Below are 19870 nucleotides of genomic sequence, written 5' to 3' on the forward strand. Positions count from 1 at the left end.
GAAGTCGCAGACGGCACAGTCCCCCGACTAGCTGGGCGTTTTGTTTATCCGGTGAGTTCTCGGTGAGAGCCCTCGTTCGACCGAGCCTGCAAGCTATACCTGCCATCTCAAGGCGGGGCGGCGTCAGCTTTGCAGCTCGCTTGTCATGACCGTGACAACGCCGGGGCGCTCGGGCAGGCTGCGCGGGAATGCCGAGAGTGGCACCGGCGCGGATATCAGATAGCCTTGTACCTCGTTGCAGCCGGTGGCGCGAACGGCGTTCAGCTGCTCGGCGGTTTCAACGCCTTCGCAGACCGTGCGCTTGCCGAGGGTGATGGCCAGCTCAGTAATCATCCGCACGATGGCCTGGGCATCCTGTCGGGTCAGCAATTCGGTAATGAATGAGCGGTCGATCTTCAGAGTGTCGAACGGAAAGCAGCGCAAGTACGACAAAGACGAGTAGCCAGTACCGAAATCGTCCAGTGCCAGTCTTACGCCGGTCTCACGGATGGCGTGGAGCGTGGCCAGCGCCTGATCCGGGTCATCGAGAATCACCGACTCGGTGAGCTCCAGTTCAAGCCGCTGCGGGGCGAGCTGGTAGCGTTGCAGCAGGGTCTTGAGGTCCTCAAGAAAATGCCCGAACTGTACCTGCATCGCCGAGACATTGACTGAAATGGTCAGCCCTTGCAGCTCATTGACTGCAGCCCGGCAAGCCTCCTCAAGTACCCAGTGGCCCAGACCGTCAATCAGACCGCACTGTTCGGCAATGGGAATGAACTCGTCCGGTCCGACTCTGCCCAGCTCGGGATGGCTCCAGCGAATCAGTGCCTCGGCGCCGACAATTTCCCAATTCGCGAGATCAACCTTTGGTTGCCAGTGAACCTGAATCTGTCCCCGCTCAATGGCGTGTCGCAAACCCTCTTCAATGGCCAGTCTGCGCCGGCTGCGCTCGCCCATTTCTTCGGAGTAGAGCGACCAGCAGCCCCTGCCCGCAGACTTTGCTGTGTAGAGAGCCATATCCGATTGCACCATCAGATCATCCAGATGAGGACCGCCCGGCGGACGCACGCTGATACCGATGCTGGCGCCAACGCGAAACTCTCGCTCAGCGACGGTGATAGGGTTACTGAGGTTGCTGATCAGCTTCTGGGCCAGGGCGGTGATCTCTGTGCTGCTCTCAAAGTGCCAGACCACCAGGGCGAATTCATCGCCGCCGAGGCGGGCGACCAGCATGTTTTCGCCGGCGCAACCGAGCAGGCGGCGGGCGATGACCTGGAGCAGGGCGTCGCCGGTACTGTGGCCGTGGTTGTCGTTGATGCTCTTGAAACGGTCCAGGTCGACCGACAGCAGGGCCAGTGACTGATCGCGCTTGACCAGTGCACTGATGGTGTCGCGCAGCTTGAAGCGGTTGGCCAGGCCGGTCAGCGAGTCGGTGTGGGCCAGGGTTTGCAGCATGCGTTCGTTGTTGACCTTGTCGGTCACGTCGCTGACGATGCCACGCCGTCCGACAAAGCGGCCTTGATCATCCAGAAGAATTTTGCCCGTCAAGGCCAGGTGGCGCACTCCGCGGCGACCTTGCAAGCTGAGCGGCAGTGCACGGAAGTTCTGGCGACATTCAATCAGTTCGGTGCCTTGCTTCTTCAACTCAGCGCAGCGATCACTCAGCAGCTCCACGAAGCGTTTTTCCAGGTGCTCATTGGGCGCCAGTTCAAGCAGTTCGGTCAGCCGCGGCGAAACGTGGTTGAGCATGCCATCGGCGTCTGTTTCCCACAGCGCGTCACCGGCATCCAGCTCGAAGTCCTGAAGCAGCACCGAGAGCATTTCGCCCTGGCGTGCAGCTTTGCGCTGAGCATTGATCAGGTCGGTTGATTTTCGCCACGACAGCAGCGCACCGATGACTACCATCGGCGAGTAGAGTGACAGCAGCAGGGCGAAAGCAAAGAAGTGAGTTTGACCGGTAAGCAGCAGGCCGATCAGGGAGGCCAGCGTGTATATGCCGACATAGATGATGCTGGCACTTGGCAGCGGGCTGAGAACAAACCCGCCGGCGCCGATCATTCCTGTTACCAGTGTCGAGATGGTCATCTGCTGCAAGCCACCACTGGTTGGGAACCACAGGATGATCATCACACCCCAGATACCGGACAGCCCCGCCGCGTGAAGAGTAGAGCGCTTTATTCGACGTACGCGGGAGGTTACAAGCCCCTCATCCGGCATTCGCCACCAGCTCACACAGGCGAGCAGACAGGCCAGTGCAAGAGCACAAAACCAGACCCATAGCCCGGCTGGAATATCGGGTGAGTAGCTAAGCAAAATACAGGCACCTGCGCCGACGTTGGCAAACATCATCGCGGGCGTGACCCGAATTACCGAGGTGAGGTGGGCGCCGCGCAGCAAAGCCATTTCGCGCTCGTTACTGCTGTACATTTGCGCGATGTCGTCGCGCAGTGATTCAAAGGTCTGTGAATATGGTTTCAAACGACACCCACCGATGACGTGACTGCACCCTGTCTCAACACTAGCAGAATGCAATCACGCCTGACGATAGGCTATAGGTCGCAGCCGCGTTATTCCCAATCAACCGGACAGGCTTGGCAACCATGCATTGTCACGTCCAGAAAGGTGCCGTAGTGCAGGCGTGCGCCTTCCAGGTTGGCGTCGGTCAAATTGGCGTGATTGAGTTTGGCTTCCTGCAGGTTGGCGTCGCGCAGATCGGCGCCGGCCATGTCGGCCTTTGGCAGCCAGGCCATCTCCAGATTGGCGGCGCGCAGCACGGTACCGTGCATGGTTGCACCGCTGAAACGCGCGAAGTCCAGGCTGGCGCCAGTAAAGTCTGCGCCCTTGAAGCTGGCTCCCTGCGCAGTGAGGTTCCAGCCACTGATGGCCACAAACTGTGCTTCGTCGGCCTGGGCGCCGCGCATGGCGGTCTGCTGCAAGCTGGCACGGGTAAAGTTGGCTCCTTCGAGCCGGGCGTTGTCGAGTCTGGCTTGGTCAAGTACTGCATGGCGCAGGTCTGCATCGCGCAGGTCGGCGCCGGTCAGGTCCGCCTTGCGCAGATCCAGGTGGCGGAGATCAGCGCCGCGCAGATCAACGCCCTGGCACTGGGTGCCGGGGATCAGGGCGCAGCCGTTTAGGGTTCGGATATCCTCTTCGGCGATGTCGGCACTCTGCGCCAGCAACGCGGGGCTGCTCAGTGCCAGCAGGCTGGCAGTCAGACGAACAAGCAGTTTCATGCTCTTCTCCATAGCCCTGCCCACCCGGGTGGGCAGGGCGTTTCAGGTGGTTACTCGTTGGCCCAGCTGGGCAGCTTGAATACCCAGAACGAGCCGCCCTGCGCGACCGGCTTGGTCAGCTCGGCCATGTCGCCACCCCACAGCGGAACCGCGCCGCCGTAACCGGTGGTCACGCCGATGTACTGTTCGCCATCCTGCTCCCAGGTGATCGGCGGGGAGATGATTCCGGTGCCGGTCTGGAACTGCCACAGCTGCTCGCCGGTCTCGGCGTTGAAGGCCTTGAAGTAGCCATCGCCGGTGCCGGTGAACACCAGATTGCCACCGGTGGCCAGTACGCCAGCCCACAGTGGCAGTGGCTCCTTGTGCTCCCAGGCGACGCGGCCGGTCTGCGGGTCCATCGCGCGCAGGATGCCGACGTGATCGTCATACATGCGCTTGATGCGGAAGCCCATGCCCAGATAAGCGGAGCCCTTGGCGTAGCTGACTTCTTCTGTCCAGTAGTCCTCCTTCCAGTGATTGGCCGGAACATAGAACAGACCGGTGTCGCGGCTGTAGGCCATCGGGTTCCAGTTCTTGCCGCCGAGGAACGGCGGGGAGACCTCGATCGCTTCGCTGCGCTCCTGACCTTCTTCCAGGCGCGGCGGACGCTGACCTTCGTTCTCGATCGGACGACCGGTTTCCAGGTCAATGCCGCTTGCCCAGGTGATGTTGTCGACAAACGGGAAGGCGTTCATCAGCTTGCCGTCTTCGCGGTTAACCACATAGAAGAAGCCGTTGCGGTCGGCGTGGGCCGTCGCGGGTACTGTCTCGCCGTCCTGCTCGTAGTCGAACAGCACCAGCTCGTTGTTGCCGGAGAAGTCCCAGGTATCGTTCGGGGTGTGCTGGTAGAACCACTTGACCTCGCCCGTGGTGGCGTCGACGCCGACCTGCCCGGAGGTGTAGAGACTGTCGTAGTCGTTCGGGTTGCCATCTTCCGGAGTGCGTGCCCAGCCGTTCCAGGGGGCCGGGTTGCCTGCACCGATGATGATGGTATTGGTTGCCGCATCGAAGCTGGCGCTCTGCCAGGGCGCGCCGCCGCCGTGGCTCCAGGCCTCGACCTTGCCGGTCGGCGAGTTCGGATCATCCGGCCAGGAGGGCGCTTTTACGTCGCCGGTGGGGGTGCTGTCTTCGCCGTTCAAACGGCCCATGTGACCTTCGACGAACGGGCGCATCCATACCTCTTCGCCGGTTTCCGGGTCGCGGGCAAACAGCTGGCCGACCACACCGAACTCATCGCCGGAGGAGCCGTGGATCAGCAGCGCGCGGCCGGTGGCCTGGTCCTGCACGATGGTTGGTGCGCCGGTCATGGTGTAGCCGGCCTTGTGATCGGCGAACTTCTTGCGCCAGACCACCTTGCCGGTGTCCTTGTTGAGCGCAACAATGCCGGCATCAAGAGTACCGAAGAACACCTTGTCTCCGTAGATGGCGGCGCCGCGGTTGACCACGTCACAGCATGGGCGAATGTCGTCGGGCAGGCGGTGCGAGTAGCTCCACAGGCGCTGACCGGTCTTGGCATCCAGGGCGAACATGCGCGAGTAGGAACCGGTGACGTAGATCACGCCCTCGTGGACGATGGCCTGGGATTCCTGACCGCGCTGCTTTTCATCACCGAAGGAGAAGGACCACGCCGGCGTCAGTTTGAACACGTTCTCGTCGTTGACCATGTTCAGCGGGCTGTAGCGCTGGGCGTTCGTGCCCAGGCCATACATCAGCACGTTGTTGGTGGTCATGTGGTCGTTGGCGATGTCCTCCCAGGTAACCGGGGTGGCCGCAGCAGGGCCCGCGACGAGGCCGAGGCCAGCGGCGAATACCAGGCCTCTGATGGCCTGGCTGACGGGCTTCAGCGCGGGAAGTCTTGTTGTTTTCATGGCAGTTTTCCTGTCGATAGTTGGGGTGTTCAGCGGGGCTGATCCACGACTCATGGTGGTCGTGTGGCTATGCCGGTCGATACGGAAAAATGCCCGGAGGCGGCGGGAAGAGTTCCCGGTCTGCTGGCGCTTGGTAGAGGGTAGGAGGGAGCAGTACTTTAGATGGAGAAAACCTGATCCAAGGATTGGACGGCTTTTCTGCGTTTTTTAAAAGGTCTTTAAAATCAGTTGCTTGGTATTTCTGTGAGTATGTTTCTACTACCAACGAACTAGGTCGCGGCCACCAAAGCAGCATTGGGCCGGTTGCGGTGGCTTCCTACCATGGCCTTCGACAGCAACGCACTTGCGCAATCGATTCGGCCACGAGGTGAGCAGTATGAACCAGTACAAGAAAGCACTGAAGATGACCGCACTCGGCCTGACACTGGCTGCCGGCCAGGCCATGGCCCATGGCAATGTCACGCCCCAGTCGGTGGACACCAAAGGACTCGAAGAGCTCGGCACGGAATGGCGCGAAACCAACCCCTACCGCGAAGGTCACCCGCAGCATGAGCTGGCCATCAAGGTGGGCGCTTCGGCCTATAACCAGAACTGCGCGGCCTGCCACGGCCTGGAAGGTATCTCCGGCGGCATTACGCCCGACCTGCGTTACCTGGAAGTCGGTGACTACGGCGATGAGTGGTTCAAGGAGCGGGTCATCAACGGCTCGGTACGCGACGGTCGCGTCTACATGCCGAAGATGGCCGACTTCCTGAGTCAGGAAGCGCTCTGGTCCATCCGTACCTGGCTGGAAAGCGTGGCAGTGGAGCAATAACACCATGGTCCGCGCCTGGCTGTTTTGTCTCTGCCTGCTGCTGGGACTGCCAGCGCAGGCTTTCAACATCACCCACATCCGTGATTACGACGAAATCGTCGCCTCTGGCGAGCTGCGGGTGGCGCTGTATCAGGACTTTCCGCCCTACAGCTTCATGCAAAACGGCGAGCCCGCCGGGGTTGATGTTGCGCTGGCCAAGGCGCTGGCCGAAGGGCTTGGCGTCCGCCTGAGTATCCAGTGGATGCAGGCGGACGAAACCATTGACGGTGACCTGCGTAACCACCTGTGGAAAGGGCATTACCTGCGTCCGGGCGAAGTCGCCGATGTGATGTTGCGGGTGCCCTACGATCAGGACTTCAGCAACCGCCGCGATGAGCTTGGTCTGCCGAAGAACGAGCTGGTGCACATGTTCGGGCCCTACCAGCGCGAACGCTGGCAGGCGGCGTTTGACCCAGGCAAGATCGACGCCGTACCGAGCATCGCGATCTTCCAGTATTACCCGGTCGGGGTAGAAGAAGACTCGGTGCCATCGTTCTATCTGGGCTCGGTGATGAACGGTCGCCTGGCCGGAATGATTCACCACTACCGCACCCTCGGTGTTGCCTTTGATGCGATGCTCAAGGGCGAGGTCAACGCGGTGATGGGCACCCAGGCGGAAATCGACTGGCTGCTGGCGCAACACCCGGCAGCGGGCATGCGATTGACTGAAAACGCCTACCCGAACATCGGCAAGCAGGTGTGGGAGCTGGGTATGGCGGTCCACGACTCCAACCGTCAGCTGGCCTACGCGCTGGGTGATGAGGTGGAAAGCATGATTCTCGATGGCCGGATGGCGGCTATCTACGCGGCGCACGGGCTGCGATATTTGCCGCCTGACCGCTACGCGCAGTAATCGACTGATCTCCTTTGCCGGCCTCTGGGCCGGTTTTTTTTTGCCTTTCACTTATGACCGGGATCGACCTTTCTTTCTGCGTTGTCAGCTAGTTCACTTTTCGCCTTTCCCGGCGAGCCAAGGGGGGCCGCTTGCCCGGCCCCCCTTAGCGATCCCCCGGGGTACCCGACTACGCGGCCCTTCGGGTTCGCTGCGTTGCTCGGTCTGACGGGGAGCGGCAGAACTCGTCGCTTTGCTCCTCAGACATACTGCCGCTCTTTTTCCCGTCAGCCCTGCGCTACTCGCCCGCGTAAACGGGGATTGGGGCCGTGCGCGCTTCACGTTTGGTTTCACTGTTCCGATGGCTCCCACGCTCTGCGTGGGAGCCAGACGCTTATGGCCGCTCTGCGGCCGACATTCGACCAGCACGACTCGCGTTGCTGATGAGAGCGAGCTTTTTGCTTTAAATGTTACGTTATAACAATTATAGTCTGCCCCCGCGGTGTGCCAGCCATGCCGTTGCCAATACCAAATTGAAAGGGAGCAGCCATGTTTTCAAGCAAGACGCCATTGACTCTGGCGCTGGCGGCGGTGGCCGCTGGTGTCTCTTCCGTGCAGGCAGCGGATGCGCCGCTGGATTTGCCGACGCTGACGGTCAGCGCCAGTGCGCTGAATCAGACTCCGGAGCAAATGGTTCAGCCGGCGGCGGTGCTGCAGGGTGAGGACTGGTTTGCGCTGCGTGAGACCGGGCTGGCGGACAGTCTGGAGTCGCTGCCGGGTGTGCGCGCCGCCGGGTTTGGGCCGGGCAGCAGCCGGCCGGTCATTCGCGGGCTGGATGGGGCGCGGGTACGGGTGCTGAGCGACGGCGCTGATGTGCTGGACGCCTCGACCATCAGCCCGGACCACGCGATCAGCGCCGATACCGCATTGATCGAGCGGGTGGAGGTACTCAAGGGCCCGGCCACGCTGCTGTACGGTGGCGGTGCGATTGGCGGGGTGGTCAACCTGATTGATCGTCGGGTGCCGACCTACGTGCCTGAGCGCGGCTACGAGGGCGAGATTGATCTGCGCGCCAATACGGTTGCCGATGAGCGCGCCGGTTCAGCGGGTCTGACGTTGGGTACCGGTGCCTTTGCCATGCGTATCGAGGGCGGCAAGAGTGAGGCTGATCCCTACCGCATCCCGGGCCATCCGTCCCGTCAGGAAGGCGCCTACAACGATACCGATACCGGTTCTCTGGGGCTGAGCTGGATCGGTGAGCAGGGCTATCTGGGCCTGGCCTACAGCCGTCAGGATCGCGAATACGGTTTGCTGGCGCACGAGCACGCCGACTGTCACACCCACGGCCCTGATTGGCACTGCGGTGGCCATGACGACCACGACGATGATCACGACGACCATGATCATGACCACGAACACGCCGATGCCTGGATCGATATGGAGCAGCGCCGCTGGGATCTGCGTGGCGAGTACCAGAATCCGTTTGCCGGGGTAGAACGTGTACGCCTGCGCGTTGCCGATACCGACTACCGCCACGTCGAGATGGAAGGCGATGAAGTGGGCACCCGCTTCACCAACCGCGGTACCGATGGTCGGCTTGAGGTTACGCATGCTCCAGTTGCCGGCTGGCGCGGGGTGATCGGCACTCAGCTGACCCGCCGTGACTTTGCCGCCGAAGGGGAGGAGGCTTACGTTCCGGCGACGCTGACCCACAACCGCGCGCTGTTTCTGCTGGAAAGCTATGAGGCGGGCGATTGGCTGTATGAAGTCGGTCTGCGCCAGGAATGGCAGTCGGTCGATGTGAAGCAGGGCAGTGACGACGCTGACCATCGCGGCACCTCGGTTTCGCTGGGTGCTACCTGGCAGTTCCAGCCGGATCTGGCGCTGTACGGTTCGCTGTCGCGCTCACAGCGTCTGCCGACCGCCGAAGAGCTGTATGCCAACGGCCCGCACGCGGCCACGCGTACCGTTGAACTCGGTGACCCGGATCTGGATCGGGAAACTGCGATCAACGCTGAACTCGGTCTGCGTCGCACCCGTGGCGCGGTCACCTTTGATGTCAGTGTCTATCGCAACGAGGTGGATGACTTTATCTACGCGGCGGATACCGGCGCTGATCCGGGCGCGGGCTATCGCGTCGTTGAGTACCGCCAGCCTGATGCCGTGCTGCAGGGGCTTGAGGGCAGCGTGAGCTGGCAGGCAACCGCGGCGACCGGGCTGACCCTGTTTGGCGACAGTGTGCGTGGCCGTCTGAAGGATGGTGGCGACCTGCCGCGTATCTCGGCTGATCGGGTTGGCGTGCGGCTGGATCAGCGTCTGACTGGCGCTGTATCGGCGCGGCTGGAAGCGAGTCAGGTGATGCGTCAGGACAACATTGCCGACTACGAGACCGAGACTGGCGACTACACGCTGCTGGGGGCCGGGCTGAACTGGCGTGGACAGCTGGGTGAAAGCGATCTGCTGCTCTATCTGCGCGGCAACAACCTGCTCAACGAGAAGGCGCGTCAGCACAGCTCGTTCATCAAGGACGAGGTGCTGCTGCCGGGTCGCAACCTCACGGTTGGCGCGCGTTTGGTGTTCTGAGGCGGGCGGGTACTGCTACCAAGGGAGTAAGGAAATTACCCCTGCGAGCAATTGTTGGTATTGGGCTCTGAGCCAAGAATCGTGGCCAGAAGCAGGAAATTTTCCCGTTTCATCGTGTGGGACGTGCCGAGCGGTACCGAGTATCGCTCGGCACAACCCGACTGCGCCAATACAACAACATCTCAGAGGTAGCAGCAATGACCAAACATGCCCGCTCTTCCTTTCTGTTAACCACGCTGGTCGCCGCCATGAGCGTCGCCAGCGTGGCCGCAGCCAATGTCACCAACGACGATATCCGTGCCGATGCCACCAACAACAGCCAGGTGGTCACCAACGGCATGGGCCTGCAGGGTCAGCGTTACAGCACCCTGGACATGCTCAATACCGAAAACGTCAGCAGTCTGCAGCCGGTCTGGGCTTTCTCGCTGGGTGGCGAAAAGCAGCGCGGTCAGCAGTCCCAGCCGATGATCAAGGACGGCGTGATGTATGTCACCGGTTCCTACTCGCGGGTCTTCGCGGTTGACGCCCGCACCGGTGCCAAACTCTGGCAATACGACGCCCGCCTGCCCGACGGCATCATGCCGTGCTGCGACGTAATCAACCGTGGTGTAGCCCTGTGGGACAACCTGGTGATCTTCGGCACCCTGGATGCCAAGCTGGTCGCTCTGGACAAGGACACCGGCAAGGTGGTCTGGCGCAAGACCGTTGCTGACTACAAGGCCGGCTACTCGATCACCGCCGCACCGCTGGTGGTTGACGGCAAGCTGATCACCGGCGTCTCCGGTGGTGAATTCGGCGTGGTTGGCAAGATCGAAGCCTACAACCCCTCCAACGGCGAACTGCTGTGGACCCGTCCTACCATCGAAGGTCACATGGGTTACACCTACGAAGACGGCAAGGCGGTCGAGGCCGGTATCTCCGGTGGCGAAGCCAATCAGAGCTGGCCGGGCGACCTGTGGAAGACCGGTGGCGGCGCGCCGTGGCTGGGCGGCTATTACGATCCGGAAACCAACCTGCTGTTCTTCGGTACCGGTAACCCGGCACCCTGGAACTCGCACCTGCGCCCCGGCGACAACCTTTACTCGTCTTCGCGTCTGGCTTTGAACCCCGACAACGGTCAGATCGTCTGGCACTTCCAGACAACCCCGCATGACGGCTGGGACTTTGACGGCGTGAACGAGCTGATCTCCTTCAATTACGAAGAAGACGGCAAGGAAGTGAAGGCGGCCGGTACTGCCGACCGCAACGGCTTCTTCTACGTGCTGGATCGCACCAACGGCGATTTTATCCGCGGTTTCCCGTTCGTCGACAAGATCACCTGGGCCACCGGTCTGGATGAGAATGGCCGTCCGATCTACGCCGATGACTACCGTCCGGGCGCACCGACCGAATCCGGCGACGCCGGCCGTCAGGTGTTCACCGCGCCGGCCTTCCTCGGCGGCAAGAACTGGATGCCGATGTCCTACGGCCAGAACACCGGCCTGTTCTACGTCCCGTCGAATGAGTGGGGCATGGACATCTGGAACGAATCCACCACTTACAAGAAGGGCGCCGCCTACCTGGGTGCCGGCTTCACCATCAAGCCGCTGAACGAGGAGTACATCGGTGTGCTGCGTGCGATGGATCCGAAAACCGGTGAGGAAATCTGGCGCTACCAGAACGAGGCTCCGCTGTGGGGCGGCGTGCTGAGCACCAAGGGCAACCTGGTGTTCACCGGTAACCCCGAAGGCTACCTGATGGCGTTTGACTCGCGTAACGGTGAGAAACTGTGGCAGTTCAATACCGGTTCCGGCGTGATCGGCTCACCGATTACCTGGGAGATGGACGGCGAGCAGTATGTCTCCGTGATGTCCGGCTGGGGTGGTGCGGTACCGCTGTGGGGTGGCCACGTTGCCGAGCGGGTGAAGAACTTCACCCAGGGCGGCACTCTCTGGACCTTCAAGCTGCCGAGCAGCGCGGCAGTCAGCCAGCGCTGAGCAGTCGGGAGTGCGCCTCGGCGCACTCCCTTCTCCTGCCACCGGGCGTATCCTGCGCCCGGTTCTTCGCCGCCTGTCGCGGCAATTTACTACTTTGGTACCGGTTTCCCGGGCGGCCTGCCTGGCTGCGTTACCCTGAGCACTGGCTTCTACCCTGCGTGACCTGCCGTGCACCCGATATCTCTTGCCTCCCTGCCTGCCGACCAGCGCGACTACCAGCTGTACCGCGCCAGTAACGGTCTGCTTTGTCTGTTGATTCACGACGCCCACGCCAGTCAGGCGACGGCGGTTTATCAGGTTGCCGCCGGCAGTCATGCCGAGCCCGACGACCTGCCGGGGCTCGCGCATCTGCTCGAACACATGCTGTTTATGGGCTCACGAGGCTGGCCTGATCCGGGCTCGTTTCCTGCCCGGGTGGCGGAGTGGGGTGGGCGCTTTAATGCCAGCACCGCACCCTACGCCACACGTTTTTTCTGCTCGGTCAGCCCGCAGGGCCTGCAGCCATGCCTGGCCCAGCTGACCGACATGCTGGCGGCACCATTGTTTGCCCCTGAACAGATCGAGCAGGAACGGCGGGTGATTGACGCCGAGTTCAAGACCCGCCTGGCCGACGACGACATCCATGCCCAGGCGGTGCTCGCCTCGCAGGTGCAATCGCAGCATCCACTCAGCCGCTTTACCGCCGGCAATGCGCAAACACTGGCGGGGGACGCGGCTACGGTATCCGAGCGGCTGAGCCAGTGGCACGCCATCCACTACCGTGCGGGCAGCATGGCGCTGGTGCTGCACGGGCCGCAGGCGCCAGAGCAACTGCTGGCGCTGGCGCGGGACAGCGCGGAGCAACTGCCGGCGGGGCGCGCGCCCGAACCTTTCGTCCTGCCGCTGTTTGCACCAGGCCAGTTGCCGCGTCAGGTGGAATGGCAAGGTCGCAGCAGTCAGCCGCAGACGGTGTTGCTGTATCCCGTGCGTGAGTGCGATCTGCACGGCGCCGCAGCGCACTGGCTGGATGAATGGCTGAACAGTCCCTCGCCCGCAGGCGCACTGGGATATCTGCGCGATCGCGGTTTGCTCGATGAGTTGCACGCCTCGCTGGAGCCGGACGTCGGCGGTCAGGCGCTGCTGCGTATCGAGTTGCACAGCGCTGACGCCGAGCCCGAACAGGTGCTGGCCGGGCTGGACGGCTGGCTGCAGGCCATGCGCAGCAAGGACCCGGCCGAGTGGCCGCAGGCGGCGCGTCGGGCTCTGGCGCAGACCGCCTTTGATCTCGGCCCGCAGGGTGACATGCTCGACAGCTGCCGTCGCTACGCCGATCGGTTGCTGACGCTGGCGGCGGAACAGGTGCTGGATGTGGCTGGCGTTGCGCTGCCGACTCTCGGCCTGGCCGATTGGCAGCAACTGCTCAGCCAACTGAGTCCGACCAACCGTTTACTGTTGCAGCGCCTGCCAAGGCTGCCAGGCGGTGAGCTGTGTGCGCACACCGACACCCGCTGGCAGGCACGCGCGTTGCCGCCGAGCCCTGCGCCGACCGCAAACCTGGCCGGTCGGCTCGGCCCCTGCCTTGGTCCGCTGGCCGAGGCACCCAAAGGGCTGCGCTGGTCATCGGTCGCGCCCGGTCTGCGTCTGCAACGCTTTAGTCCGCAAGGTGGGGCGTTGCGCACCCGACTGGCATGGTGCTGGGCAGACAGTTCGGCAACACTGGCCGAGCGGCGCTGGCTGCAGGCCTGCTGGACGCTGCAAAGCGAGGCGCTGGAGCGTTGGGGCGCGCGGGTTGGCGTGGGACTGCAATGGTCGCTGGCGCCGGGCCAGCTGGTGCTGGATGTGCGTGGTCCGCAGGCCCTGCTGCCTGGCTTTGTGCGCGAGCTGCTGAGTCAGTTGCAGACGCCGCCTGCGGCCAGCCAGCTGCCTTTGATCGAGCGTCGCCGCCGCCGCTGGCTGCAGGACGAGCAGGACGCCCTGCCCGCCTGGCGGCTGCTGCAGACGCTGGAGCAGGAACGCTCGACCAGTGCCTTGCGGCTGCGCGACCCGTTGGCGCTCTGGCAGCGGCTGTGCGGGCAGGCGCAGATCATCTGGCTCAAACCCGACGGCTGGCCGGAGGCCGAGCGCTCGCAAGTGGCCAAATTGCTGATCAATCTGTGCCCGAGTCTGATGCAGCCGTTTGCCTGGTGCTGTCCGTTGCCGCAGCTGCAGCCGGGGCAGCTGCAGGTCAGCGAGGTCAGCAGCAGGCACACCGACCGCGCCCAGCTGCTGTATCTGCCGGCTGAAGGCGACAGCCTGCTGGAAGCGGCCTGCTGGCGCCTGCTGCACCACTTGCTGGCTGATTCCTTCTTTGCCGAGCTGCGCACCCGCCAGCAGCTGGGCTACTGGGTAGTCGCGCGCCTGCATCGCCGTGCCGGCCGCCCCGGTCTGTTGCTGCTGGTGCAGTCGCCGGACCGTTCACACCGCTGCATCGAATCGGCGGTAGACCGCTTTCTGGAGCAGAGCCTCAAGCATCTGGGTGCCCTGTCTACCGTTCAATTGCAGGACCATGCCGTGCACCTTTCGCAGTTGCTGGAGCAGTATCGGCAGCACCCGCAGCAGGGCTTTGAGGCGCACTGGGAAGACTGTCTCTGGCAGCGCGAAGATCAGTTGGTGGCAGAGCGGCAGGCGTTGCTGCAGCTTGACGCCCTGCACTGGCGCGCATTCGTCAGTCGCCTGCCCCACAGTGCGCGTTGGCGCCTGCTCAGTCGGCAGGCCGGGGCGGACTGAAAAAAGCGCATGTGTACTACCTAGGTAGGTTGTAAATACAACCTGCCGCCGGCGATTTTCTTCGTCGCTTGGTCGCACACACCAAAGGGCAATACAACCGCCGCTCATGGCCAATGGGGGCGGGCAGGGGGCTTTCTGATAATCGGTGTGACGCTTCAGTCACTGATTACATCGGAGAGCACCATGTACAAGAACAAGATTGCCTGCACCCTGCTGACCCCCATCGCCCTCGCACTGCTGAGCGCGCCGGCCTCCGCCGCCATTACCCTGTACGACGAAGACGGCACCACCTTCTCCGCTGACGGCTACGTCAATGCCTTCTACGTTCAGACCGACACCGACAACATCAATGACGACCTGGACCGCGATCAGGCCCGCGTCAAGATGGGCTTTCTGCCGAACTACATCGGCTTCAACATGGGCAAGGACATGGGCGACCTGACACTCGGCGCGCGTTCGTCCTTCTGGGTCACCATCAACGACAGCGAAACCAACGGTACCGCCACCGCCATCGACGTACGTCAGTTCTACGGCACTATCGGCGGCGACTGGGGTGAAGTGCTGGTCGGTAAGGACTTCGGGCTGTTTGCCCGCTCCAACATTCTGCTCGACGAAATGCTCGCCGGTTACGGTCAGGTCAGCGACACACTGGGCCTGGTCGACGGCGGCGGCGTGTCCTTCGGCAACATCGGCAGCGGCTACCCGTACCCGTTCCCGACCGCTCAGATCACCTACCGCTCGCCGGTCATGGGTGGCCTGCGCGTTGCCGCCGGTATCATGGACCCGGTCGACACCAGCGACGACAGCGCTGTCGGCAAGAACTATCAGGACGCCCCGCGTTTCGAAACCGAGATCACCTATCAGTTCGATCTGGCTGGCGCCGATATCTACAGCTGGGTGAACGCCGGTTACCAGACCTCCAAGAACACCGACAGCACTGTTGATGACGTGACCTCGCAGGGTTTTGGCTACGGCGTCCAGGCGAAGATGGGCGCCCTGTCCCTGACCGCGTCCGGTTTTGACGCCGAAGGCATCAACCCGTTCTTCACCAACAACGCGGGCGAAGCGGTACTGCGTGAAGTCGACAGCACCGGTCACCTGTTGCAGGGTTCCTACACCTTCGGCGGCAAGACCCGTCTGGCCCTGTCCTTCGGCAAGACTGAAGACGACGGCAACGGTCTGGGCGTTGCCGCTGACTACGAAACCCGCGCTATCGGCCTGTTCCACAGCATCAACGAGCACCTGACGCTGGTAGCCGAGTACAACCAGTTCGAGATCGAAGATCGCACCAACAGCGTCACCATCGAAGAGACTGACTCCGTCGCTCTCGGTGTTGCGCTGAGCTGGTAATCGCGTCCAGTAGTGCCAACCCCCGCCTGTGAACACCGGCGGGGGTTTTTGCATTCTGCTGCACGCTGCCCCTTCGCAGGGGCGCGTCCTTCCCAAGACCTACCAATCCAGTACTGAAGTAGTATAGGGCCGGGGCTTGCCTGCTCTCTAGAATCGTTGGCATGAACCCGATTTCCGGTATGCCCGACTTCAGCACCCAGCCGCTCGACGACTGCTTCCGCACCGCCATGACCGAGGCCACCGACCCGGACGCCGCGGCGCAGGATCTGGCGCGCCAGTTATTGCACCCGCATCTGGGCTGTGTGCTGTTCTTCTGCTCGGCCGAATACCCGCTCGACCAGCTGGCGACCGCGCTGGAACAGCACTTTGGCGGCGTCATGCTGTTGGGTTGTACGACTGCCGGAGAGATCAGCGCCGAGGGCTATGGGCGTGGCTGCATCAGCGCGGTCGGGCTGGATCTGCGTACCTTTGCCGTGGACTGCACGCTGATCCGCGCGCTGGACAGCTTCAGTCTGGTCGAGGCGCAGCAGGCGGTAGAGCGGATGCTGGGTCACTGTCGGCAGGTCAACCTGGCGCCGGTCAAGGATCACACCTTTGCCCTGACGTTGCTCGACGGCTTGTCCAGCCGCGAAGAACTGGTGCTCAACACCCTCAGCGCCGCGCTTGGCAGCATTCCCCATTTCGGCGGCTCGGCCGGTGACGACAATCACCTGAGCCACACCCACGTCTACTATCAGGGCCGCTTTGTTACCGGCGCTGCGGTGGTGGTGATGGTCAACACCTGGCTGGATTTCGAGGTGTTCACCACCCATCACCTCAAACCCACCGAAAGCAAACTGGTGGTGACCGACGCCGACAGCAGCACCCGCACCGTGCTGGAGCTGAACGCCGAACCCGCCGCCGAGGAATACGCCAGGCTGGTCGGCGTGCCGGTGGATGAACTGAGCGGCAAGCACTTTGCCCTCGACGCGCTGGCCGTGCGCATTCGCGACCAGTTCTACGTGCGCTCGATTCAGCGGGTCAACCCGGACCGCAGCCTGACGTTCTACTGCGCGGTGGATACCGGCATCGTGCTTACGGCGATGACGCCGGGCGAGCTGTTGCCCAACCTGCGCCTGCGCTTGGAGCAGTTGCGCCAGCGCCTCGGCGAACCGGTGCTGATCCTCGGCTGCGACTGCTTCCTGCGGCGCATGGAGTCCGAGCTGCGCGGTGAAGATAAGCGCATGTCCGAGTTTCTTGCCGCCAACCGGGTGATCGGCTTCAACACCTACGGTGAGCAGTTCAACGGTATGCACATCAACCAGACCTTCACCGGGGTGGCGTTTGCATTCCCGCGTTGAGTTGCCGCTGCATGACCCGGAGCTGCTGGCTGAGCTGGAAGCGCTGCGCGCGCAGAACAGCAAACTCAAACGCATCAATGCCGCGCTGATCGAGCGGGTCGAATCCAGCTCCAGCCAGCGCACTGAAAGTTACGCCGCGTTTCAGCACTCGGTCGAGCTGGCCGAGCAGGTACGCGAACGCACCCAGGCGCTGAACGACACCATGGCCGAGTTGCAGGCCAGCAACCGCCTGCTGAGTGATGCCCGCGCCCGCGCCGAGAAGGCGCATCACTACCTGATCGACGCCATCGAAAGCGTGCCCGATGCCTTTGTGCTGTTCGACGAGAACAAGCGCATCGTGCTTTATAACCGCCGCTTTGCCGCATTCTGGCAGGGCACCGGCGTGCGCATCACCGAAGGCACCTCACTCGGCGAGGTCAAGCGCATGGCGCTGCGCGCCGGGCTGATCGTCGATACCGACGCCGCCGCCGATGGCCACCTGCTGCATCAGCTGCGCGATCAGCGCTGGATGCAGGTCAGCGAACGGCCGACCCGCGAAGGCGGGCTGGTGATCATGTACACCGATATCACCGACCTTAAGCAGTCCGAAAAGGCGCGGCGCGAGAAGGCGCTGGAGCAGAAGACCCGGCTGCTGCAGCGTACCGTCGACAGCCTGTCGCAGGGCGTGGCGGTGGTTAACGACGAGGGCGCGCTGGAAGTCTGGAACGGCCGCTTCCTGGAACTGGCCGGTCTGGCACCGATTGAAGCCCATCGCCCGTTCGACGAGGTGATGGAAGACAGCGAGCTGGAGCTGTTCACGCCCTACAGCCGCACCGAGCAGGGCGCGCCGGTGCTGACCTGCGAGCAGCACTTGGGCAATGGCCGGGTGCTGGAAGTACGCACCCATCCCATGCCCACCGGCGGCTTCGTCAACACATTTACCGACATTACTGAGCGCGACCTCTACGCCCGCGCGCTGGAGGACAGCGAGCGCTGGGTCAGGCTGATTACCGACCATGTACCGGCGCTGATTGCCTATGTCGGTGCCGATCTGACCTACCAGTTCACTAACAAGGTGTATGAAGACTGGTACGGCTGGGCCCGTGGCGAGATCCTCGGCCAGAGCCTGCACCGGGTGCACAGCGCCGAGCAGTACGCCCGTCTGGAGCCTTACATCGCCCGTGCCTTCAACGGCGAGAGCGTCAGCTTCGAGTTTGCCGAACCCAATCTGGACGGCCACCAGCGCTACCTGCTGCGTTCCTACGTACCCAATCGGAGCGCCGACGGCGAGGTGGTCGGCATCTTTGTGATGATCCGCGACATCACCGAGCGGCGGCGCACCTCCGAGGCGCTGCATCAGGCCTATCAGCATCTGGAGCAGCGCGTGCGCGAGCGCACTCAGGAGCTGACCGAAGTAAACAGTCAGATGCGCCAGGAGATCCGCGAGCGCGCCGAGGCCGAAGCGCGCCTGCGCGAAGCCAAGCGCGAAGCCGAGCAGGCCAACCTGTCAAAAACCAAGTTTCTCGCCGCCGTCAGCCACGACCTGCTGCAGCCACTCAACGCCGCGCGGCTGTTTACCGGCGCGCTTTTGGAGCAGCAGGTGCCGGAAGGAAGTGCCGCGCTGGTGCGGCAGGTCAGCCACTCGCTGGAAGACGTCGAAAACCTGCTCGGCACGTTGGTCGATATTTCCAAGCTGGACGCCGGGGTCATCAAGCCGGATATCAACGCCTTCTGCCTCGACAGCCTACTCGACAACCTGGCCAACGAATATCGCCAGCTCGCCGCCAGCGAAGGTCTGCAACTGAGCTTTGTGCCGTGTGGTGCGGTGGTGCGCAGCGACGCCCAACTGCTGCTGCGTATCCTGCGCAACTTCCTCACCAACGCCATCCGCTACACGCCGTCCGGGCGCATCCTGCTCGGCTGCCGTCGCCACGCCCACGGCCTGCGCATCGAGGTCTGGGACACTGGCATGGGCATCCCAGAAGACAAACTGCAGGAGATCTTTCAGGAGTTCAAACGGGTCAACCCCAGCGCCAACACCCGCGACCGTGGTCTGGGCCTGGGTCTTGCCATCGTCGACAAGATTGCCCGCATGCTCGGTCACCGCATTCGCGTGCGCTCAACCGAAGGGCAGGGCTCGGTGTTCAGCGTCGATGTGCCCTTTGGCCGTCTGCAACCGACCGTGGTGCACGACGAACCGGTCACCGCGCGGATCGGCGAACGCCTGCCGGGCTCCACCATCTGGGTACTGGATAACGACGCCGCCATCTGCGCCGGCATGCGCACGCTACTGGAAGGCTGGGGCTGCAACGTCATCACCGCGCTGTCGGAAGAAGACCTCGCCGCGCAGGTCGACAACTTCCACGCCCAGGCCGATCTGCTGATCGCCGACTACCACCTCGACAACGACGTCAACGGCGTCGACGTCGTCCAACGCATCAACGCCCGCCGCAGCTCACCGCTGCCCGTGCTGCTCATCACCGCCAACTACAGCAACGCGCTGAAACTGCAGGTGCGCGAGTTGGGGCATGTGATTCTGCACAAGCCGGTGAAGCCGATGAAGTTGAAGACGGCGATGAGTCATTTGTTGGCGGTGAGTGGGTGATCTTTGGGTCGCCCTGACAAATACAGAAAATAGTGCCTTCTGCTGGCTCTGTGGTTTCTTCGATACGCGCGTTCGCCTTTGGTATTTCAGGCTTATTTCCTCGCATTCATTGGGATTCCTTTCGCCTTCCTGGCGAGTCACTTTTCTTTGCTTGGCCAAAGAAAAGTAACCAAAAGAAAGGCCACCCGGCTGCGCAGCCCTGCGGGTTCGCTGCGTTGCTCGGCCTGACGGGGGCCGGCAGAACTCGTCGCTGCGCTCCTCAAACAGGCTGCCGCCCTATTTCCCGCCAGCCCTGCGCTACTCGCCCACGCAGACGGGGGTATTGGTCCGTGCACACCTCATCCCCCGTCGCAGGAACATTCTCTGCGGGAAGGCCGAGTTCCAACTCGGCCATGACGTTGCACGGCGGTTCGCTGGTCGAGCGGGAGCTCGACCGTCCCGTGTGTGTGGTTTTGATTACGGAGAAGAGGGGCGAGTGCGCACGGCCC

11 protein-coding genes are annotated in these 19870 nt (G+C 62.9%); 8 read left to right on the forward strand and 3 right to left on the reverse strand.

Annotated features, from left to right (window positions below; translation table 11 throughout):
• Positions 1 to 123 precede the first annotated feature (123 nt).
• From ACZ5WQ_RS00875 to exaA, 3 genes are all read right to left on the reverse strand, one after another.
• On the reverse strand, positions 124 to 2457 hold the full coding sequence (locus ACZ5WQ_RS00875) for a putative bifunctional diguanylate cyclase/phosphodiesterase (protein ID WP_464382926.1): 2334 nt from the start codon (positions 2455 to 2457) through the stop codon (positions 124 to 126).
• 89 nt (positions 2458 to 2546) lie between these two features.
• Positions 2547 to 3212 (reverse strand): pentapeptide repeat-containing protein, encoded by a 666-nt coding sequence (locus tag ACZ5WQ_RS00880; protein WP_335598994.1) that lies wholly within the window; start codon positions 3210 to 3212, stop codon positions 2547 to 2549.
• Positions 3213 to 3262: 50 nt separating this feature from the next.
• The gene (gene exaA / locus ACZ5WQ_RS00885; protein ID WP_464382927.1) at positions 3263 to 5119 is read right to left on the reverse strand and encodes a quinoprotein ethanol dehydrogenase; all 1857 of its coding nucleotides are present in this window, start codon (positions 5117 to 5119) and stop codon (positions 3263 to 3265) included.
• A gap of 403 nt (positions 5120 to 5522) precedes the next feature.
• Here exaA and pedF point away from each other — a divergent pair, with 403 nt between their 5' ends.
• From pedF to ACZ5WQ_RS00925, 8 genes are all read left to right on the forward strand, one after another.
• Positions 5523 to 5933, forward strand: a complete 411-nt coding sequence (gene pedF / locus ACZ5WQ_RS00890; RefSeq protein WP_464383678.1) for a cytochrome c-550 PedF — start codon at positions 5523 to 5525, stop codon at positions 5931 to 5933.
• A 4-nt stretch (positions 5934 to 5937) separates the two neighbouring features.
• Entirely contained in the window at positions 5938 to 6825 is an 888-nt protein-coding gene (locus ACZ5WQ_RS00895; RefSeq protein ID WP_464382928.1) for a substrate-binding periplasmic protein, read from the forward strand.
• Positions 6826 to 7353: 528 nt separating this feature from the next.
• Positions 7354 to 9387: a TonB-dependent receptor gene (locus ACZ5WQ_RS00900; protein ID WP_464382929.1), complete on the forward strand. Its 2034-nt coding sequence runs from the start codon at positions 7354 to 7356 to the stop codon at positions 9385 to 9387.
• A gap of 197 nt (positions 9388 to 9584) precedes the next feature.
• Complete coding sequence (locus tag ACZ5WQ_RS00905) at positions 9585 to 11363, forward strand: PQQ-dependent methanol/ethanol family dehydrogenase (RefSeq protein WP_269687769.1); 1779 nt, start codon at positions 9585 to 9587, stop codon at positions 11361 to 11363.
• 168 nt (positions 11364 to 11531) lie between these two features.
• Positions 11532 to 14108 (forward strand): insulinase family protein, encoded by a 2577-nt coding sequence (locus tag ACZ5WQ_RS00910; protein WP_464382930.1) that lies wholly within the window; start codon positions 11532 to 11534, stop codon positions 14106 to 14108.
• Positions 14109 to 14291: 183 nt separating this feature from the next.
• Positions 14292 to 15458 carry a porin gene (locus ACZ5WQ_RS00915; protein WP_335600063.1) on the forward strand — a complete coding sequence of 389 codons (1167 nt, stop codon included), beginning with the start codon at positions 14292 to 14294 and terminating at the stop codon, positions 15456 to 15458.
• A gap of 179 nt (positions 15459 to 15637) precedes the next feature.
• Positions 15638 to 16798 (forward strand): nitric oxide-sensing protein NosP, encoded by a 1161-nt coding sequence (gene nosP, locus ACZ5WQ_RS00920; protein ID WP_464383679.1) that lies wholly within the window; start codon positions 15638 to 15640, stop codon positions 16796 to 16798.
• Positions 16782 to 19382 (forward strand): hybrid sensor histidine kinase/response regulator, encoded by a 2601-nt coding sequence (locus ACZ5WQ_RS00925; protein ID WP_464382931.1) that lies wholly within the window; start codon positions 16782 to 16784, stop codon positions 19380 to 19382. The genes nosP and ACZ5WQ_RS00925 overlap by 17 nt, the downstream gene beginning before the upstream one ends.
• Positions 19383 to 19870 lie beyond the last annotated feature (488 nt).

This window comes from Halopseudomonas sp. T1L2 (genome assembly GCF_055397385.1).

Bases quoted from the DNA above. Each gene is read 5' to 3' on its own strand.
- ACZ5WQ_RS00880 (WP_335598994.1), bottom strand. From the start codon at position 3,212: ATGAAACTGCTTGTTCGTCTGACTGCCAGCCTGCTGGCACTGAGCAGC.
- exaA (WP_464382927.1), bottom strand. From the start codon at position 5,119: ATGAAAACAACAAGACTTCCCGCGCTGAAGCCCGTCAGCCAGGCCATC.
- pedF (WP_464383678.1), top strand. From the start codon at position 5,523: ATGACCGCACTCGGCCTGACACTGGCTGCCGGCCAGGCCATGGCCCAT.
- ACZ5WQ_RS00895 (WP_464382928.1), top strand. From the start codon at position 5,938: ATGGTCCGCGCCTGGCTGTTTTGTCTCTGCCTGCTGCTGGGACTGCCA.
- ACZ5WQ_RS00900 (WP_464382929.1), top strand. From the start codon at position 7,354: ATGTTTTCAAGCAAGACGCCATTGACTCTGGCGCTGGCGGCGGTGGCC.
- ACZ5WQ_RS00905 (WP_269687769.1), top strand. From the start codon at position 9,585: ATGACCAAACATGCCCGCTCTTCCTTTCTGTTAACCACGCTGGTCGCC.
- ACZ5WQ_RS00915 (WP_335600063.1), top strand. From the start codon at position 14,292: ATGTACAAGAACAAGATTGCCTGCACCCTGCTGACCCCCATCGCCCTC.
- nosP (WP_464383679.1), top strand. From the start codon at position 15,638: ATGCCCGACTTCAGCACCCAGCCGCTCGACGACTGCTTCCGCACCGCC.